This is a genomic window from Phyllobacterium sp. CCNWLW183 (assembly GCF_037203775.1).
Classification (GTDB): Bacteria; Pseudomonadota; Alphaproteobacteria; order Rhizobiales; family Rhizobiaceae; genus Phyllobacterium; species Phyllobacterium ifriqiyense.
This window is the reverse complement of sequence record NZ_JBBCBN010000002.1, coordinates 319,432-333,518: the sequence shown is the minus strand read 5'-3', so window position 1 is coordinate 333,518 and position 14,087 is coordinate 319,432. Positions and strand designations below refer to the sequence as shown.

14 protein-coding genes are annotated in these 14,087 nt (G+C 53.8%); 3 read left to right on the top strand and 11 right to left on the bottom strand.

What is annotated here, in order from left to right:
* The first annotated feature begins 500 nt into the window (after window positions 1–500).
* Window positions 501–1,940, top strand: a complete 1,440-nt coding sequence (locus V9K95_RS07410; RefSeq protein WP_336440298.1) for a calcium-binding protein — start codon at window positions 501–503, stop codon at window positions 1,938–1,940.
* Window positions 1,941–2,080: 140 nt separating this feature from the next.
* Here V9K95_RS07410 and V9K95_RS07405 read toward each other — a convergent pair whose 3' ends face one another.
* The 8 genes from V9K95_RS07405 to V9K95_RS07370 form a co-directional block, all read right to left on the bottom strand.
* Window positions 2,081–3,352 carry a polyhydroxyalkanoate depolymerase gene (locus V9K95_RS07405; RefSeq protein ID WP_336440299.1) on the bottom strand — a complete coding sequence of 424 codons (1,272 nt, stop codon included), beginning with the start codon at window positions 3,350–3,352 and terminating at the stop codon, window positions 2,081–2,083.
* Between the two features lie 186 nt (window positions 3,353–3,538).
* Window positions 3,539–3,826: a DUF1330 domain-containing protein gene (locus tag V9K95_RS07400; RefSeq protein ID WP_115054556.1), complete on the bottom strand. Its 288-nt coding sequence runs from the start codon at window positions 3,824–3,826 to the stop codon at window positions 3,539–3,541.
* A 103-nt stretch (window positions 3,827–3,929) separates the two neighbouring features.
* Window positions 3,930–4,640, bottom strand: coding sequence for an orotidine-5'-phosphate decarboxylase (gene pyrF, locus V9K95_RS07395; protein WP_115054555.1), 711 nt, complete (start codon window positions 4,638–4,640; stop codon window positions 3,930–3,932).
* 62 nt (window positions 4,641–4,702) lie between these two features.
* Entirely contained in the window at window positions 4,703–5,299 is a 597-nt protein-coding gene (gene pmtA / locus V9K95_RS07390; RefSeq protein WP_115054554.1) for a phospholipid N-methyltransferase PmtA, read from the bottom strand.
* A gap of 83 nt (window positions 5,300–5,382) precedes the next feature.
* Window positions 5,383–6,513 carry a molecular chaperone DnaJ gene (gene dnaJ / locus V9K95_RS07385; protein WP_115054553.1) on the bottom strand — a complete coding sequence of 377 codons (1,131 nt, stop codon included), beginning with the start codon at window positions 6,511–6,513 and terminating at the stop codon, window positions 5,383–5,385.
* 300 nt (window positions 6,514–6,813) lie between these two features.
* Window positions 6,814–8,733, bottom strand: coding sequence for a molecular chaperone DnaK (gene dnaK / locus V9K95_RS07380; protein ID WP_115054552.1), 1,920 nt, complete (start codon window positions 8,731–8,733; stop codon window positions 6,814–6,816).
* 240 nt (window positions 8,734–8,973) lie between these two features.
* A complete protein-coding gene (locus tag V9K95_RS07375; protein ID WP_336440300.1) occupies window positions 8,974–9,960 on the bottom strand; it encodes a Gfo/Idh/MocA family protein in 987 nt (328 codons plus the stop codon).
* 74 nt (window positions 9,961–10,034) lie between these two features.
* A complete protein-coding gene (locus V9K95_RS07370) occupies window positions 10,035–10,925 on the bottom strand; it encodes a LysR family transcriptional regulator (RefSeq protein ID WP_115054798.1) in 891 nt (296 codons plus the stop codon).
* Window positions 10,926–11,063: 138 nt separating this feature from the next.
* Here V9K95_RS07370 and V9K95_RS07365 point away from each other — a divergent pair, with 138 nt between their 5' ends.
* A complete protein-coding gene (locus V9K95_RS07365; RefSeq protein WP_336440301.1) occupies window positions 11,064–12,059 on the top strand; it encodes an aldo/keto reductase in 996 nt (331 codons plus the stop codon).
* 38 nt (window positions 12,060–12,097) lie between these two features.
* Here V9K95_RS07365 and V9K95_RS07360 read toward each other — a convergent pair whose 3' ends face one another.
* The 3 genes from V9K95_RS07360 to V9K95_RS07350 all read right to left on the bottom strand — a co-directional run bounded on the left by V9K95_RS07360 (window position 12,098) and on the right by V9K95_RS07350 (window position 13,559).
* Window positions 12,098–12,301 carry a hypothetical protein gene (locus V9K95_RS07360; protein ID WP_307281622.1) on the bottom strand — a complete coding sequence of 68 codons (204 nt, stop codon included), beginning with the start codon at window positions 12,299–12,301 and terminating at the stop codon, window positions 12,098–12,100.
* 97 nt (window positions 12,302–12,398) lie between these two features.
* Complete coding sequence (locus V9K95_RS07355; protein ID WP_336440302.1) at window positions 12,399–12,713, bottom strand: hypothetical protein; 315 nt, start codon at window positions 12,711–12,713, stop codon at window positions 12,399–12,401.
* Window positions 12,714–12,773: 60 nt separating this feature from the next.
* The gene (locus V9K95_RS07350; RefSeq protein ID WP_307281616.1) at window positions 12,774–13,559 is read right to left on the bottom strand and encodes a helix-turn-helix domain-containing protein; all 786 of its coding nucleotides are present in this window, start codon (window positions 13,557–13,559) and stop codon (window positions 12,774–12,776) included.
* A 121-nt stretch (window positions 13,560–13,680) separates the two neighbouring features.
* Between V9K95_RS07350 and V9K95_RS07345 the strand changes: the two genes are divergently transcribed.
* Window positions 13,681–14,070 carry a hypothetical protein gene (locus V9K95_RS07345; RefSeq protein WP_336440303.1) on the top strand — a complete coding sequence of 130 codons (390 nt, stop codon included), beginning with the start codon at window positions 13,681–13,683 and terminating at the stop codon, window positions 14,068–14,070.
* Window positions 14,071–14,087: the final 17 nt, after the last annotated feature.

Here is a 14,087-nt window from a genome sequence, read left to right as displayed (position 1 = left end):
GCAATGTGTCAAGATGAAACAGCGGAAACATTCCGGGTCAAAAGGCTGAGCTCACGGTGAATTATCAACCGATCACAACTAAAACACACGCTGCGATAGAGAATATTCAGCAAAATTTGCCAGTTTTTGGGGAAAAATCGGCAAACATTGCGAAGTTTCCAACCGATACGGTCAAATCACGCAGGAGACAAAGCTTTCTTTTCAATTTTCCAGGAAACAAAATTCACAGAGCCCCCATGAATTTCGGCGGCCATGGCGAAACTTTTTTTCGGAGGCAATTGGCGGCACAGGGCGGCGTACCCTTCGTTACTCAAACCTGCGTTCGTTGAAAGATAAGCGAAATTCCAAATATATTTTAATTCAACTTTTGAAATATATTGAAGCTATATTTCAAACATACTTTGTCATAAAAATTTGGGTTGGAATAGAACTAAATTTGTAGTTCATATTCAAAATATATCCAAGCTTATCTGAGTTAAACTCTCCAATCGAGGACTGCCATGGCGCTCAATCAATCCCTGCTCGACCTTTTGAATATTCATCCGGAAAATGGTCTCGACGAGGTCATTGTCGGCAATAATGGCGACGACACAATTTTTGGTGGCAGCGGCAACGAATATATCGAAGGTGGAAGCGGAACCGATTTGCTGTTCGGCAATGAGGGTATCGACACGCTGGGTTATGCCGGTTCGAAAGAAGGAGTCATGGTACGTCTGGGCGGACTTGACGGTTCGGGCACGCTTGGCGGTTGGCATGGCGATGCGGAAGGTGACCGGCTTGCCGTCGGTTTCGAAAACGTTGTGGGTTCCGGTTTCAACGATGTCATTTCCGGCGATGCCGGAGATAATGTTCTGGCTGGCCTCGACGGGGATGACGGCCTTGGCGGCGGCGCCGGCAATGACACATTGGTCGGCGGTGCCGGCAATGACTGGCTGGACGGCGGAACAGGCGACGACAAGCTGCTCGGCGGCGAAGGCGAAGATTACGCCTATGGCGGCGCTGGCAATGATGTTCTCGACGGCGGCAATGGCGATGACCGGCTTAGTGGCGACGAAGGCGACGACCAATTGCTCGGCGGTGCCGGTAATGACTGGCTCGACGGCGGTACGGGAAATGACTATCTCAATGGCGGTCTGGGCGATGATCATATTCGCGGCGATGCTGGCGACGATACACTGATCGGCGGCGCTGGCGATGACGTTCTGAATGGCGGCGACGGCGACGACCGCATCAGTGGCGGCACCGGCAATGACGCAATTGACGGCGGCGAAGGAACCAATTGGATTGATGCCGGGGCTGGTGATGACGAGATCCACACCAGCGGTGCTGCAAACTGGGTCAATGCTGGCGATGGCGATGACAAGGTATTTGGTGGCTCCAGCGATGACAGGATCAGCGGCGATGGCGGCGATGATCAGCTCAATGGTGGAGCCGGCACGGATTGGATTGATGGCGGCGATGGCAATGACACGTTGTTAGGCGGCGAAGGCGATGATTTCCTTCGTGGCGGCTCAGGCGACGATGTCCTGAATGGCAGTGCGGGCGATGACCGCTTGAACGGCGGCGAAGGCAATGACATTCTTAATGGTGGCGACGGCAATAATTGGCTGAGCGGTGGGTCTGGAGCAGACACGTTTATCTTCGAGACGTTCGGGCGGACTGCCCACATTACCGACTTCAGCGCAACTGACGGTGACAAGATCGATCTGAGCCGTCTCGATGCGGATACAAATACCGCTGGCAACCAGCCTTACCATTTCATTGGCGAAAGCGACTTCTCCGGTGCGGCAGGCGAATTGCGGATCGTGGTGCCGGAACAGGCAAGCGATACGCAATATCTGCATATCGAGGCTGATAGTGACGGCGACGGAATTGCCGACCTTATCATTGAGGTCAATAATACGGACCATGACTGGTCGGCAAACGACTTCAATCTGTAATGGAAATGAGAAAGGGCCGCTGATCAAGCGGCCCTTATCTTATGGACTATTTGGATTGATGCGGCTAATTTTGCCAGAGCGCCCGGGCGCTTTGTAAGTCGGCAAACTAATCTCTAACCCGCCCGACGTTTCCGCTCGTATCAAGCGCGTCGCGAGATGGGTGTTACATTTGATTGACGTTTTGCCTGTGCGTGGTCATTGACGAATTTGACGATCCGCGGCGCGATTTCAGCGCGGAATCTCGACCCATTGAAAACACCGTAGTGGCCAACCTTGGGCTGTAGATAATGTAGCCGCATGTCTTCAGGGATATTGACGCATAGCGTTTGCGCGGCCTTTGTCTGACCCACACCCGAAATATCGTCGTTCTCTCCCTCAACAGTCAGAAGCGCCACATTGCGAATCGCAGATGGGTCAACCGGCAGGCCGCGATGCGTCATCTCCCCTTTTGGTAAAGCCTGGCGCACAAAAACCGTATCCACAGTCTGCAAATAAAACTCGGCTGTCAGATCCATAACCGCAAGATATTCATCGTAGAACTCCCGGTGCTTGTCTGCGGAATCGCCATCTTCCTTGACTAGATGCACAAAAAATTCCTTGTGGGCAGTAATATGCCGGTCGAGATTCATGCTCATGAACCCGGAAAGCTGTAAAAACCCTGGATATACATCGCGCATGAAACCGGCATGCGGCCATGGAACAGACATGATTACATTTTCGCGGAACCAGTCGATGCCCTTTTCTTCGGCAAGCTTGTTCACCGCTGTCGGATTCTTGCGGGTATCAATTGGCCCGCCCATCAGCGTCATGCTCGACGGGGCAAACCGATCGCCATTGGCTTCCATGACTGCCACGGCAGCAAGCACGGGCACAGAGGGCTGGCAGACCGCGACAACGTGGGTATCCTCGCCCAATGCATGAAGTATTTCGATGACATAATCGATATAGTCGTCAAGATCGAAAGAACCATCGCTCAAAGGAACAGTGCGCGCGTCGACCCAATCGGTAATGTAAACCTCGGCATCCGGCAGCAAGGCCTCGACTGTGCCGCGCAGCAAAGTCGCATAGTGCCCGGACATGGGAGCCACGATCAAGATCTTGGGATCGGCAGCCCGTTTTGCCGACAATGAGCGCTTGAAATGAACCACGTTGCAGAATGGCTTTGACCAGACCGTTTTCTCGCGAATTTCCGTTTCAACGCCATCAACGACAGTCGTCGGAAGGTTGAACTTTGGTTTTGCATAGGCTCTCGTGGCGCGCTCAAACAGCTCGCAGCCAGCAGTAATCGAACGCCCTAAAACCGTTTGTGACAATGGATTCAACGGGTTGTCGTAAAACAACTTGGTAGCGTCAGCCAGAGCGCGATAGGGCTGAAGCGCCGCATGGTTGAGTTCATAAAGCTGGTAAAACATTCCACCGTCCGATCCATCAGCACAACTGCAACCTAAAGAGCATCTCACTCACAGGTGAAAAAGTTCTTGATTGATCAGTGAGCCTATCCGGTTTTGGTAATATTGCAATGCAACAAACGGCTAAGGCCGGATAAAAATGCCTTAGCCCGGCATGGCCAGAAACCATTGAAATTATTAGCTAAAGTTTCAAGCGCCCTCGACAATCAGCATTTCAGCATCAGCTACGCTTTGCCGAATTGCTTTAGCCGCCTGATATTCCGGCGAATTGTAACAATCCAATGCTGCTTGGACCGACGGAAACTCGATCACGACATTGCGGCCACGGGCTTGCCCTTCCAATGTGTGAAATGGACCGCCCCGTGCCAGGAAATTGGCGCCAAACTTTTCAAAGGCCGGTTTTGCCGTCGAGACGTAATCCTTGTACCGTTCAGCATCCCGAACGTCGACACGTGCTATCCAATATCCCTTGGCCATAGTCCCTCTACCTTTTGCAATTGGTTACTCTTACAGCTTGAGACCGTGCTCTCATTTCCAGCCATTGGCTCGATTTGAGAATCACATCCCATCCTAATCGAGCTTATGCTGGCGCAAATCCGTTTGCCATTTCGCTCAATATCGATTCAGCCGCTGAACGCCGATCTTGCGCGGCAATAATCGGACGCCCGACCACAAGATGTGTTGCCCCGCCACGAAGCGCATCCGCAGGTGTCATTACCCGTTTTTGGTCTCCAACATCCGCACCTGCCGGGCGGATACCCGGTGTCACAATATTGAGTTTAGGTCCGACAATCTCGCGTACGCCCGATGCTTCGGCGGCAGAGCACACAATGCCGCCCATGCCGGCGTCGGCGGCCTGTTTTGCGCGCTTTAGAACAAGAGCTTCGGGACTGTCGGCGTAACCGGCCTCAATGAGGTCTTGCCCATCCATCGAAGTCAGAACAGTGACACCGAGCAAGCACAGATCCGATCCGTGTGCTGCTTCGACCGCTGCCCTCATGGCCTTCGGATAAGCATGCAGGGTGAGCATCGACACGCCCATTTTAACAATATTCTCGACGCCCTTGGCGACAGTATTGTCGATATCGAGAAGCTTCATATCCAGAAAGACTTTTTTGCCCGACCGGACCAGGTCAGATGCAAAATCCAATCCCCCGGCAAATACCAGCTGATAGCCGATTTTATAGAAGGTCACCATATCGCCAAGTTCGCCGACAACCTCATTGGCCACTTCAACCGTAGGCACATCAAGGCCCACGATCAGGCGCTCGCGCAAAGCCGCATTCGTCATGACAAATCACCTTTTCTGTTGATCGTATTCCAATCGCACAGAAACGGCCAACAGGAAAGAACCTAATCGGCGCGCCGATACACCCAAAGCCGGGCTGGCGGCACATTGCGGATAATGAAGTCGAGATGTTCGACCTTGTAATTACCGCGTCCAGCAGGAACAGGCGACATGGGGCCATAGGTAATCTGAACAACCGGGCGGCCATGGGGGATACGGCGCAACAGATCTTCGATGATTTTAACGCGGTCGCCGACGGGGAAGTTCAACAAGGGCACCGCCGAAATGACCGAATCAAACTTCTGGTCACGCTTGTCGCCAAGGGTCGTATCCAGATCGAAAGCATCGCCTTCGATAATGTTCACACCAGGAAAATCTTCTCGCAAATGTTCAGCAAAATCCGCTGAATATTCAACGCAGTAAAGGTCGGATGGCTCTACACCGCGCTTCAAAATGGCTTTGGTGATAACGCCCGTGCCCGGCCCCAACTCCAGCACAGGAAGGCCGGAATGCGGATTGATGACACTTGCCATGCGGCGAGCCGTGACAGAACTTGTCGGCAAAATTGACCCGACAGCCTTCGGCCCGTGCATCCAACCCTTGAAGAAGCGAATTTCCTCGCCGAATTTTTCGGCAAACTTCTTGCCCAGTGGTCGTGACATGCCATTCCTCCGTCGCAGCAAGAACAATTTATGACGCAACCGACGATAGATGCAAGGCTGCAACTTGCGAAAAACTCAATAAATTACTCGCTCAACCCCTCAAAGAAATCCTTCATGCGGGAAAAGAAGCCTGTCGATTGCGGGCTATTGTCCTGCGAAGAAACGCGTTCGAATTCTTCCAGCAATTCGCGCTGCTTCTTGTTGAGGTTTTGCGGGGTTTCAATTGCGATCTGAATATAGAGATCGCCCATGGCGGGTTGCCGTAGAACCGGCATGCCTTTGCCTTTCAGGCGGAACTGCTTGGCGTTTTGCGTACCATCTGGAATCTTGACGCGCGTCTGGGTGCCATCCAGTGTCGCCACCTCGAACTGTCCGCCAAGCGCGGCTGTAGTCATCGAGATCGGGACTTTGCAATAAAGATCGGCACCATCGCGCTGGAAGAATTCATGTGGCTTCAGCGAGAGGAAAATATAAAGATCGCCTGAGGGGCCGCCGCGAAGTCCTGCCTCGCCCTCACCCGTGAGGCGAATGCGTGTTCCATCTTCAATGCCGGCTGGAATATTGACCGAGAGAGAACGCTCTTCGGTGATACGTCCCTGGCCGCTGCATTTCGGGCAAGGGTCCTTGATGATCTGGCCGCGGCCATGACAGGTCGGGCAGGTGCGTTCAATGGAAAAGAAACCCTGAGCTGCACGCACGCGGCCGGAACCGCTACAGGTGCCGCATGTGACCGGTTGCGTGCCGGGCTTGGCACCACTGCCGGAGCATTCGTCGCAAGTAATCGATGTCGGGACATGGATTTGCGCCGTCTTGCCTGCATAGGCTTCTTCAAGCGTGATTTCCATATTGTAGCGCAGGTCCGCACCACGCTCGCGGCCACCGGAACGGCGCTGGCGTCCGCCGCCCATCATCTCGCCAAAAATGTCTTCAAATATGTCGGCAAAGCCACCGCTACCGCCGCCACCGAAACCACCGCCGCCCATGCCGCCATTTTCAAAGGCAGCGTGACCGAAGCGATCATAGGCCGCGCGCTTTTGCGGATCTTTCAGCGTTTCATAGGCTTCGCCGATTTCCTTGAACTTGTGCTCGGCATTGGCATCGCCCGGATTCTTGTCAGGGTGGAATTGCATTGCCAGTTTACGGAAAGCGCTCTTCAGCTCTTTCTCATCAGCGCCTTTGCCTACGCCGAGGGTTTCGTAATAGTCAGCCTTCATCCAAATACTCGTTCCATGGGATCGCCAGAACTTCCGCAGAAGCTCGTTCAAGAGCGGTATTTAGGTGCTCACGCCCGTAAATGCCATAGTTAACTTACATTGATTCTAATCAAATGGCGCATATTTGCCGTTTAAAGCGTTTATGTGGCAACAATCTGCGCCAAGCCAGCCAATCAATAACGCGGCAAATCGAACGACCAAATTTTTCTTGAACTTCGAAGGCCGTTCCAGCTTGACCGCCGAGCAAACAAAAAGCCCGGCTCAATGGCCGGGCTTTTCGTTAAACGCTGGGCGTTAGGATCAGGCAGACTTCTTCTTGCCGTCTTCGTCGATCTCTTCGAAATCGGCATCGACAACATCATCATCTGCCTTTGCAGTCGCATCGGCTTCAGCACCTTCGCCAGCTTCCGCAGCCTGTGAGGCTTCATACATGGCCTGACCAAGTTTCATCGAAACTTCGGCAAGAACTTGCGTCTTGGCCTTGATGTCTTCAGCGTCATCGCCTTCGACAGCAGTCTTCAGCTCGGCAAGGGCGGTCTCAATGGAGCCCTTGTCTTCAGCCGAAACCTTATCGCCATAATCCTTCAGCGACTTTTCAGTCGAATGGATCAGAGCTTCAGCCTGGTTCTTCGACTCAACGGCCTCGCGGCGCTTCTTGTCGCTCTCTGCATTGGCCTCGGCGTCCTTGACCATCTTCTCGATATCGGCGTCGGAAAGACCGCCCGATGCCTGAATACGGATCTGATGTTCCTTGCCAGTGCCCTTGTCCTTGGCCGAAACGTTGACAATACCATTGGCATCAATGTCGAAACCGACTTCGATCTGTGGAATGCCGCGTGGTGCTGGCGGAATACCAACGAGATCGAACTGGCCAAGCGACTTGTTGTCAGCAGCCATTTCACGCTCGCCCTGGAAGACGCGGATCGTCACGGCGGACTGATTGTCTTCAGCCGTGGAGAAAGTCTGCGACTTCTTGGTGGGGATCGTGGTGTTGCGTTCGATCAGACGTGTGAACACGCCGCCAAGCGTTTCGATGCCGAGTGACAATGGCGTTACGTCGAGCAAAAGAACGTCCTTGACGTCGCCCTGCAGAACGCCAGCCTGAATGGCAGCACCCATGGCCACGACTTCGTCCGGATTCACACCCTTGTGTGGTTCCTTGCCGAAGAAGGCTTTGACGATTTCCTGGATCTTCGGCATGCGGGTCATACCGCCGACGAGAACCACTTCATCGATTTCGCCAGCCTTGAGGCCTGCATCCTTGAGCGCGGCCTTGCATGGCTCAACCGTGCGCTGGACCAGATCGTCAACGAGGCTTTCGAACTTCGAGCGCGACAGCTTCATGGTCAAGTGCTTTGGACCCGAAGCATCTGCCGTAATGAATGGCAGGTTGATTTCAGTCTGCTGCGACGAGGAAAGCTCGATCTTGGCCTTTTCGGCAGCTTCCTTGAGGCGCTGCAAAGCAAGCTTGTCGTTCTTCAGGTCGATGCCCTGTTCTTTCTTGAACTCGGCTGCAAAATACTCGACCAGACGCATGTCGAAATCTTCACCGCCAAGGAATGTATCGCCATTGGTGGACTTAACTTCGAAGACACCATCGCCGATTTCCAGAACGGATACGTCGAATGTACCACCGCCAAGATCGTAGACGGCAATGGTCTTGCCTTCCTTCTTGTCGAGGCCATAGGCCAGAGCAGCAGCAGTCGGTTCGTTGATGATACGCAGAACTTCAAGACCGGCAATCTTACCGGCATCCTTGGTGGCCTGACGCTGGGCATCGTTAAAGTAAGCCGGAACGGTGATAACGGCCTTTTCAACCTTTTCGCCCAGATAGGCTTCAGCTGTTTCCTTCATCTTCTGCAGGATCATTGCGGAGATCTGCGAAGGCGAATACTTCTTCTTGTGCACTTCTACCCAAGCGTCGCCATTATCGCCTTTGACGATTTCATAAGGAACAAGCTTCTTGTCCTTGGCAACAGTCGGGTCTTCGTAGCGGCGGCCGATAAGGCGCTTGACCGCAAAAACGGTTCCTTCCGGATTTGTTACAGCCTGACGCTTGGCCGGCTGGCCAGCAAGGCGCTCATCACTATCCGTAAAAGCGATGATCGAAGGCGTTGTACGTGCACCTTCTGCATTTTCGATGACCTTCGCGCTCTTGCCGTCCATAACGGAAACGCAGGAATTGGTCGTACCCAGATCAATACCGATAACTTTAGCCATTACTCTTCTCCATTCAGCAGGCTGCCGGGACCTCTGCCGAGCATTCCATACGGGCAGCCCCTAGGGTTTAACAAAATCAGGGCTGCCGGGGCGGGCAGTTCCTTACAGTGTTGAGGGCTATATAAGAAGGGGTAAATTGCCATGCAAGTAAGAAGCAGTGCAATTTACACCCTTAATAGCCCAAAAAGACACATAAAATGGGGTTTTCAGCCCGTTTTATGCGGATACTTATAAGAGTCGTCAGACGGTTTCCCACTTGCCGCTCTTGTCGGAGCGATAAACGGCATCAATGAGCTTTTGATTCCGTACCGAATCTTCCAGCGAAAACACACCGGCCTTCTCGTCTTGGGCCTCGCGGGCAAATGCCTCGACCTGCAACCTGTAGTGGTTGACGCCACCAAAGTTGAATTCCTGCGCACCGTCATGTGCCGCGTTATGCAGCCAAACCTTTGCGTGGTCATACTTGCCTGTGTTGAACGGCGCCAGAACCTCGATATAGCCCTTGTCGCCATGAAAAACGATGGACTGGCGCGACGCAAGCTGGGTCCCGACATAGAAACCCAGTTCAAAACCATCAAAATCAGCACGGACGCTGGCATAGCGGTCCGTGCCGAAATCCGGGTCGCGCTCGACTGTGGCGCTCACCCGAAGCGGCTCCTTGCCGGTGACGAAACGCGTGACAACAGTCGGATAGACGCCAATATCGGGCAAGGCACCGCCACCCAGCGATAGCTGATTGCGCATATTGCCCGCATCCTTGTTGAAATAGGTGAACGCTGCCTGAACCTGACGCAAGGTTCCGATGGCTCCACCCTGCACCAACTCACGAACTTTCAGCCATTGCGGATGATAGGTGACCATGAAGGCTTCTGAAATCAAGACGCCATGCGTATCGCGGGCATGCTGCAAGGCGGCGATCTGATCGGCATGCAGCGAAATCGGCTTTTCGCACAGGACATGCTTTCCAGCTTCGGCTGCCTTCAACGACCATTCGACATGCTGCGAGGTCGGCAAGGGAATATAGACGCCGTCAATATCCTTGGAGGCGAGCATTTCCTCGTAGGAGCCGAATGCATGGGGAGCGCCAAAACGATCCGCCACCGCGCGTGCTTTCGACAAGTCACGGCTGGCAACGGCCGATAGAACCGAATTTTCCGCATCGCAAATGGCGGGAATAACCACGGTGACGCCAATTTTGGCAGTAGACAGAATACCCCAGCGAAACATGCAAACTCCTTCTATGACCGGCCCGATAGGCGGTCAGCACCCTATTGTATTTCGGTTACGGAAGGAAAGACCGCTCAACCGGTATATTTGAAGAAATCGATAAATGCGCGCAGTGCCGGACGCATTTGCCTGCGGCTGGGGTAATAAAGATAGACGCCGGGAAATGGCGTGCACCAATCCTCCAAAACGCGTTGCAGCCGCCCGTCGGCAATTGCTTTGGGCACCATATGCTCCAAAAGAAAAGCAATGCCCACGCCGCCAAGCACTGCTTCAAGAACCAGCGTGTCATCACCCAGAATAAGCGGGCCATCGACATCAAGGACGATTTCTTCCACGCCTTTTTCAAACTCCCAGCGATAGACTTGGCCGCTCGAAAACCGGCGGCGGATACAGCGATGATTGAGCAAGTCTCTCGGGTGTAACGGCACCGGATTGCGTTTGAAATAGTCCGGCGTAGCAACGACACTTCCAGAAATCGTATCGCTCATGCGCACAGCGATCATATCCGATTCCAGGCTCTCTCCAAGCCGCATGCCCGCATCCATGCCAGCGGCAACGATATCATTGAATTGTTCCTCCACCCGCAATTCCAGCGTGATTCCGGGATAGGTCTGGCTGAAATCCGCGAGCCTCGGACCCAGCAGCCAATGCGCGGCGAAAGGCGGTACGCTGAGCCGCAGATTGCCTGCCACACGATTATTGGCTTCTTTAACTGCACCCAGCGCCAGGTCGATCTCACCAAGGGCAGGCTTCAAGCGCTTCAGCAGCATCGCCCCTTCATCCGTCAGGGCGACGCTGCGCGTGGTACGGGTCAATAATCGAACCCCCAGCGATTGCTCCAGCGCGGCTATGGCATGACTGACCGCCGAAGGCGCAATGCGAAGCTCCTTGGCGGCACCGCGAAAACCACCGCAGGCGGCGACTGTGGTGAAAATGGCAAGTTGGGGCAAATGAGAACGATCCATTGATCTATAATATAGAACAAGCTGTGAAATTTTAAGCGAATTATCGAACAGCAATTTACGACCTATGTTTGCTTCACCACACCAGGCAATTTCAGCGAAGCGGTTTTCCGTCAGGAATTGCGTAAAAGGAGATAAGTGATGGAACAGCGTAAACTTGGAACCAATCTTAACGTATCAGCGGTCGGTCTCGGCTGCATGGGCATGACATTTGCCTATGGCGGACAGGACGAAGCGGATGCGATCCGCACCCTTCACCGCGCTATCGATATCGGCGTTACATTCTTCGATACTGCCGAGGTATATGGTCCGTTCGACAATGAAATTCTGCTTGGCAAGGCTTTCAAGGGCCGCCGCGACGAGGTTTTGATCGCCACCAAATTCGGATTCAAGATTGCCGATGAGGGTGAAGGCGCCGCCCGCATGATAGGCGTCGATAGCCGACCGGAACATTTGAAGGCTGTTGCCGAGTCCTCGCTCGGACGACTGGGTATTGAACAGATTGACCTGTTCTACCAACATCGGGTGGATCCCAATGTTCCTATTGAGGAAACAGTCGGAGCCATGGCCGAACTGGTCCAGCAGGGTAAGGTGAAGGCGCTGGGCCTATCGGAAGCAAGCGCCGCCACGATCCGCCGCGCCCACAAGGTGCATCCCATTGCTGCGGTCCAAAGCGAATACTCCCTATGGAGCCGCGAGCCGGAAGACGAAGTATTTGCAGTTTGCCGTGAGCTCGGAATCGGCTTTGTGCCTTACAGCCCGCTTGGCCGTGGCCTCCTGACCGGGACGATCAACAAGCCTGACGAACTTGGCGCTGACGATTGGCGCAAGACATTGCCGCGTTTTCAAACGGAAAACATGAACGCCAATGCCGCACTGATCGCAACATTGAAGGGGCTGGCTGCCGATAAGGGCGTGACAGCAGCGCAATTGGCGCTTGCCTGGGTGCTCCATCAGGGCGACTTCATCGTGCCTATTCCCGGTGCCCGCAAGATCAAGCACCTGGAGGAAAACACTGCCGCCGCCGACATCAAGCTGACAGAAGCTGAGCTGATCCGCATCGGCGGTGCTTTAACGCCGGATCAGGTGGCCGGGAGTCGCTACACGGAAGCTGCATTGGCCTTGGTGAACGGCTAAACGACAAATGCGGGGCGCTGGGCAATCAGCGCCCCTGCTTATTTTTGAATCTCTGTCGGATCAAGCGGAATACTGTTGCCGTCCGGATCGACAAGCGCCTTCTTTATGGCGTTGAGAAACATTTCGGGATCGTCAATGACAACCCTGACGCTTCTGTGTTTCTTGAACGGATTCAGACCAGAGAACTTTAATGTCGCTGTCCTTTCGTCATACCGAATTTCCTGCAATTCGCGGATACGCATGTCGCCAAGATCCTTGCTCTAGCATTTGCAGCTAAGCTTTTCCGAACCTTGTGTCACAATCAAGTCCGGCAATAGGTAGCGCGATTTGAAGACCTGTCTATACCGCGAGAAACACACCGGAAATGGTTGTGAGCATCAATGCGCCACCAGCCACTCCGGCGGTCTGCTTCCTGTTTAAAACCACATGGGACGCTGCAAATTCAACAGCGACAAGAAACACGATAGTTGCCAACACCGGGTTTGAGGCAAGGCTGGGATAAATGACCGACATGATGATGTAGAACAGCTCAATGGCAGACAGGCCGAACACGCCGATCAAACCACCTTGCCAAAATTGGGCCCCTGTCTGGATTGCGCCAATCATACTTCCAAGCACCGTGGTAACGGCCAGCACGAATAGCAAAACATGCATCAACTCACTCCTGGTTTCAGGCGTGTATCTGCACCGGCAAGCTGACAATGCGCTGAACGATCAGCGGCCCGTACTATCAGCAATTGCGCGCGTTGCATCATCGGCAGGAAAATACTGCTCGATGAAAATTCCCTCCGTCAAAACCTCTTGCGCTGAACCGAATGACGTAAGCGTCGTGATCCAATTTGTCTCCGTATCGCCAAGCCGTAATCGGGCTGTGATAATTGGCGGTGGATTTCTCTCGCCTTCATCGTTGCGTAATAAAGCGGAAATCTCCGTATCATTTTCATAGACCGCCAAGCGCTGCGCCAAACCGCTTTTCGGCCCATAAAGACGGGCTTCATTCCGCGCTCTTTTCAGGAAGAGCAGGGCAACTTCCGGCCAGTTGGTCATTGCCTGCCGTACAGGACCCGGCTCAAGCACGAGCGCCAGAATGTTTATTCCCGGCGCGACCGATATGCCGAGCGCACCCGCCAAAGCAGCAAACCCCGCATTGGCAGCAAGAATATCGTGGTCGGCATCAAAAGCGACGGCGGGCCATGGTTCATGTTTTGTCAGTATCAGATGCAGCGTGTCGCGGACCAGAACAGGCAATCCTGCCAGTCCATCCCGCTCCGCCGAGAAATAACGCGGCGCGAAACCGGCAGCACTGAAGAGCTCGTTCTGTATTCTGTAAGGCAGGTCAAGCGCTTCGCAAATGCGGATGATCATGCCTTCCGAGGGCCGGGAACGTCCGGTTTCAAGAAATGACAAGTGCCGGGAGGAAATGCCCGCCTCAAGGGCAAGGTCCATCTGGCTCAGGTGCCTGTGCGAGCGCCATTGCTTCAGATGATCGCCGAACTCCATGCCATTCTCCTTTTGGCAAACCTGACTTAGGCCCGCTGGGATATCCATTACCTCCAAGGTAATTGTTTTGCTTACGTCAAATTGACATGCTTGCCTCATCAACGCAACAAAGGAGAGCGACATGATACAGATCAATCTGAAAGATGGCATGATGACCAATGCCGTTTTGACCGGCGTAACCGGACTTGGACTTGCCGTATTTTCCGAGCTTGCCACGCAATATCTCATGCCCGGCGCACCAAGCTGGCTGGTCCTGGGACTTGGCATTGCGCTTCTGCTTTTCGCCGCTGACGTTGGCATGATAGCTCAGTGGAAAACCCGGTCGCGACCTTTCGTCGGCTTTGTCTTTATAGCGGACTTGCTATGGGTCATCTGCGTCCCGGCGATCCTCGTGCTGATGCCCTCTGCCTTTACGCCGCTGGGTGTGGTCGCAGCTGTTGCCGTTACTGCCGTGGTTGCTGTCTTTGCCCTGATCGAATGGAACGGATTGAAGCATTTGCGAGCGGCCTGAATTGCCTAAGGCAGATG

What these genes read in the sequence shown, in the direction of transcription:
- V9K95_RS07375 (WP_336440300.1), bottom strand. Translation starts at nt 9,960, where the DNA reads ATGTTTCGCTGGGGTATTCTGTCTACTGCCAAAATTGGCGTCACCGTG.
- pmtA (WP_115054554.1), bottom strand. Translation starts at nt 5,299, where the DNA reads ATGTCACGACCACTGGGCAAGAAGTTTGCCGAAAAATTCGGCGAGGAA.
- V9K95_RS07355 (WP_336440302.1), bottom strand. Translation starts at nt 12,713, where the DNA reads ATGCATGTTTTGCTATTCGTGCTGGCCGTTACCACGGTGCTTGGAAGT.
- V9K95_RS07405 (WP_336440299.1), bottom strand. Translation starts at nt 3,352, where the DNA reads ATGTTTTACCAGCTTTATGAACTCAACCATGCGGCGCTTCAGCCCTAT.
- V9K95_RS07400 (WP_115054556.1), bottom strand. Translation starts at nt 3,826, where the DNA reads ATGGCCAAGGGATATTGGATAGCACGTGTCGACGTTCGGGATGCTGAA.
- V9K95_RS07360 (WP_307281622.1), bottom strand. Translation starts at nt 12,301, where the DNA reads ATGCGTATCCGCGAATTGCAGGAAATTCGGTATGACGAAAGGACAGCG.
- dnaK (WP_115054552.1), bottom strand. Translation starts at nt 8,733, where the DNA reads ATGGCTAAAGTTATCGGTATTGATCTGGGTACGACCAATTCCTGCGTT.
- V9K95_RS07365 (WP_336440301.1), top strand. Translation starts at nt 11,064, where the DNA reads ATGGAACAGCGTAAACTTGGAACCAATCTTAACGTATCAGCGGTCGGT.
- V9K95_RS07410 (WP_336440298.1), top strand. Translation starts at nt 501, where the DNA reads ATGGCGCTCAATCAATCCCTGCTCGACCTTTTGAATATTCATCCGGAA.
- V9K95_RS07370 (WP_115054798.1), bottom strand. Translation starts at nt 10,925, where the DNA reads ATGGATCGTTCTCATTTGCCCCAACTTGCCATTTTCACCACAGTCGCC.
- V9K95_RS07350 (WP_307281616.1), bottom strand. Translation starts at nt 13,559, where the DNA reads ATGGAGTTCGGCGATCATCTGAAGCAATGGCGCTCGCACAGGCACCTG.
- dnaJ (WP_115054553.1), bottom strand. Translation starts at nt 6,513, where the DNA reads ATGAAGGCTGACTATTACGAAACCCTCGGCGTAGGCAAAGGCGCTGAT.
- V9K95_RS07345 (WP_336440303.1), top strand. Translation starts at nt 13,681, where the DNA reads ATGATACAGATCAATCTGAAAGATGGCATGATGACCAATGCCGTTTTG.
- pyrF (WP_115054555.1), bottom strand. Translation starts at nt 4,640, where the DNA reads ATGACGAATGCGGCTTTGCGCGAGCGCCTGATCGTGGGCCTTGATGTG.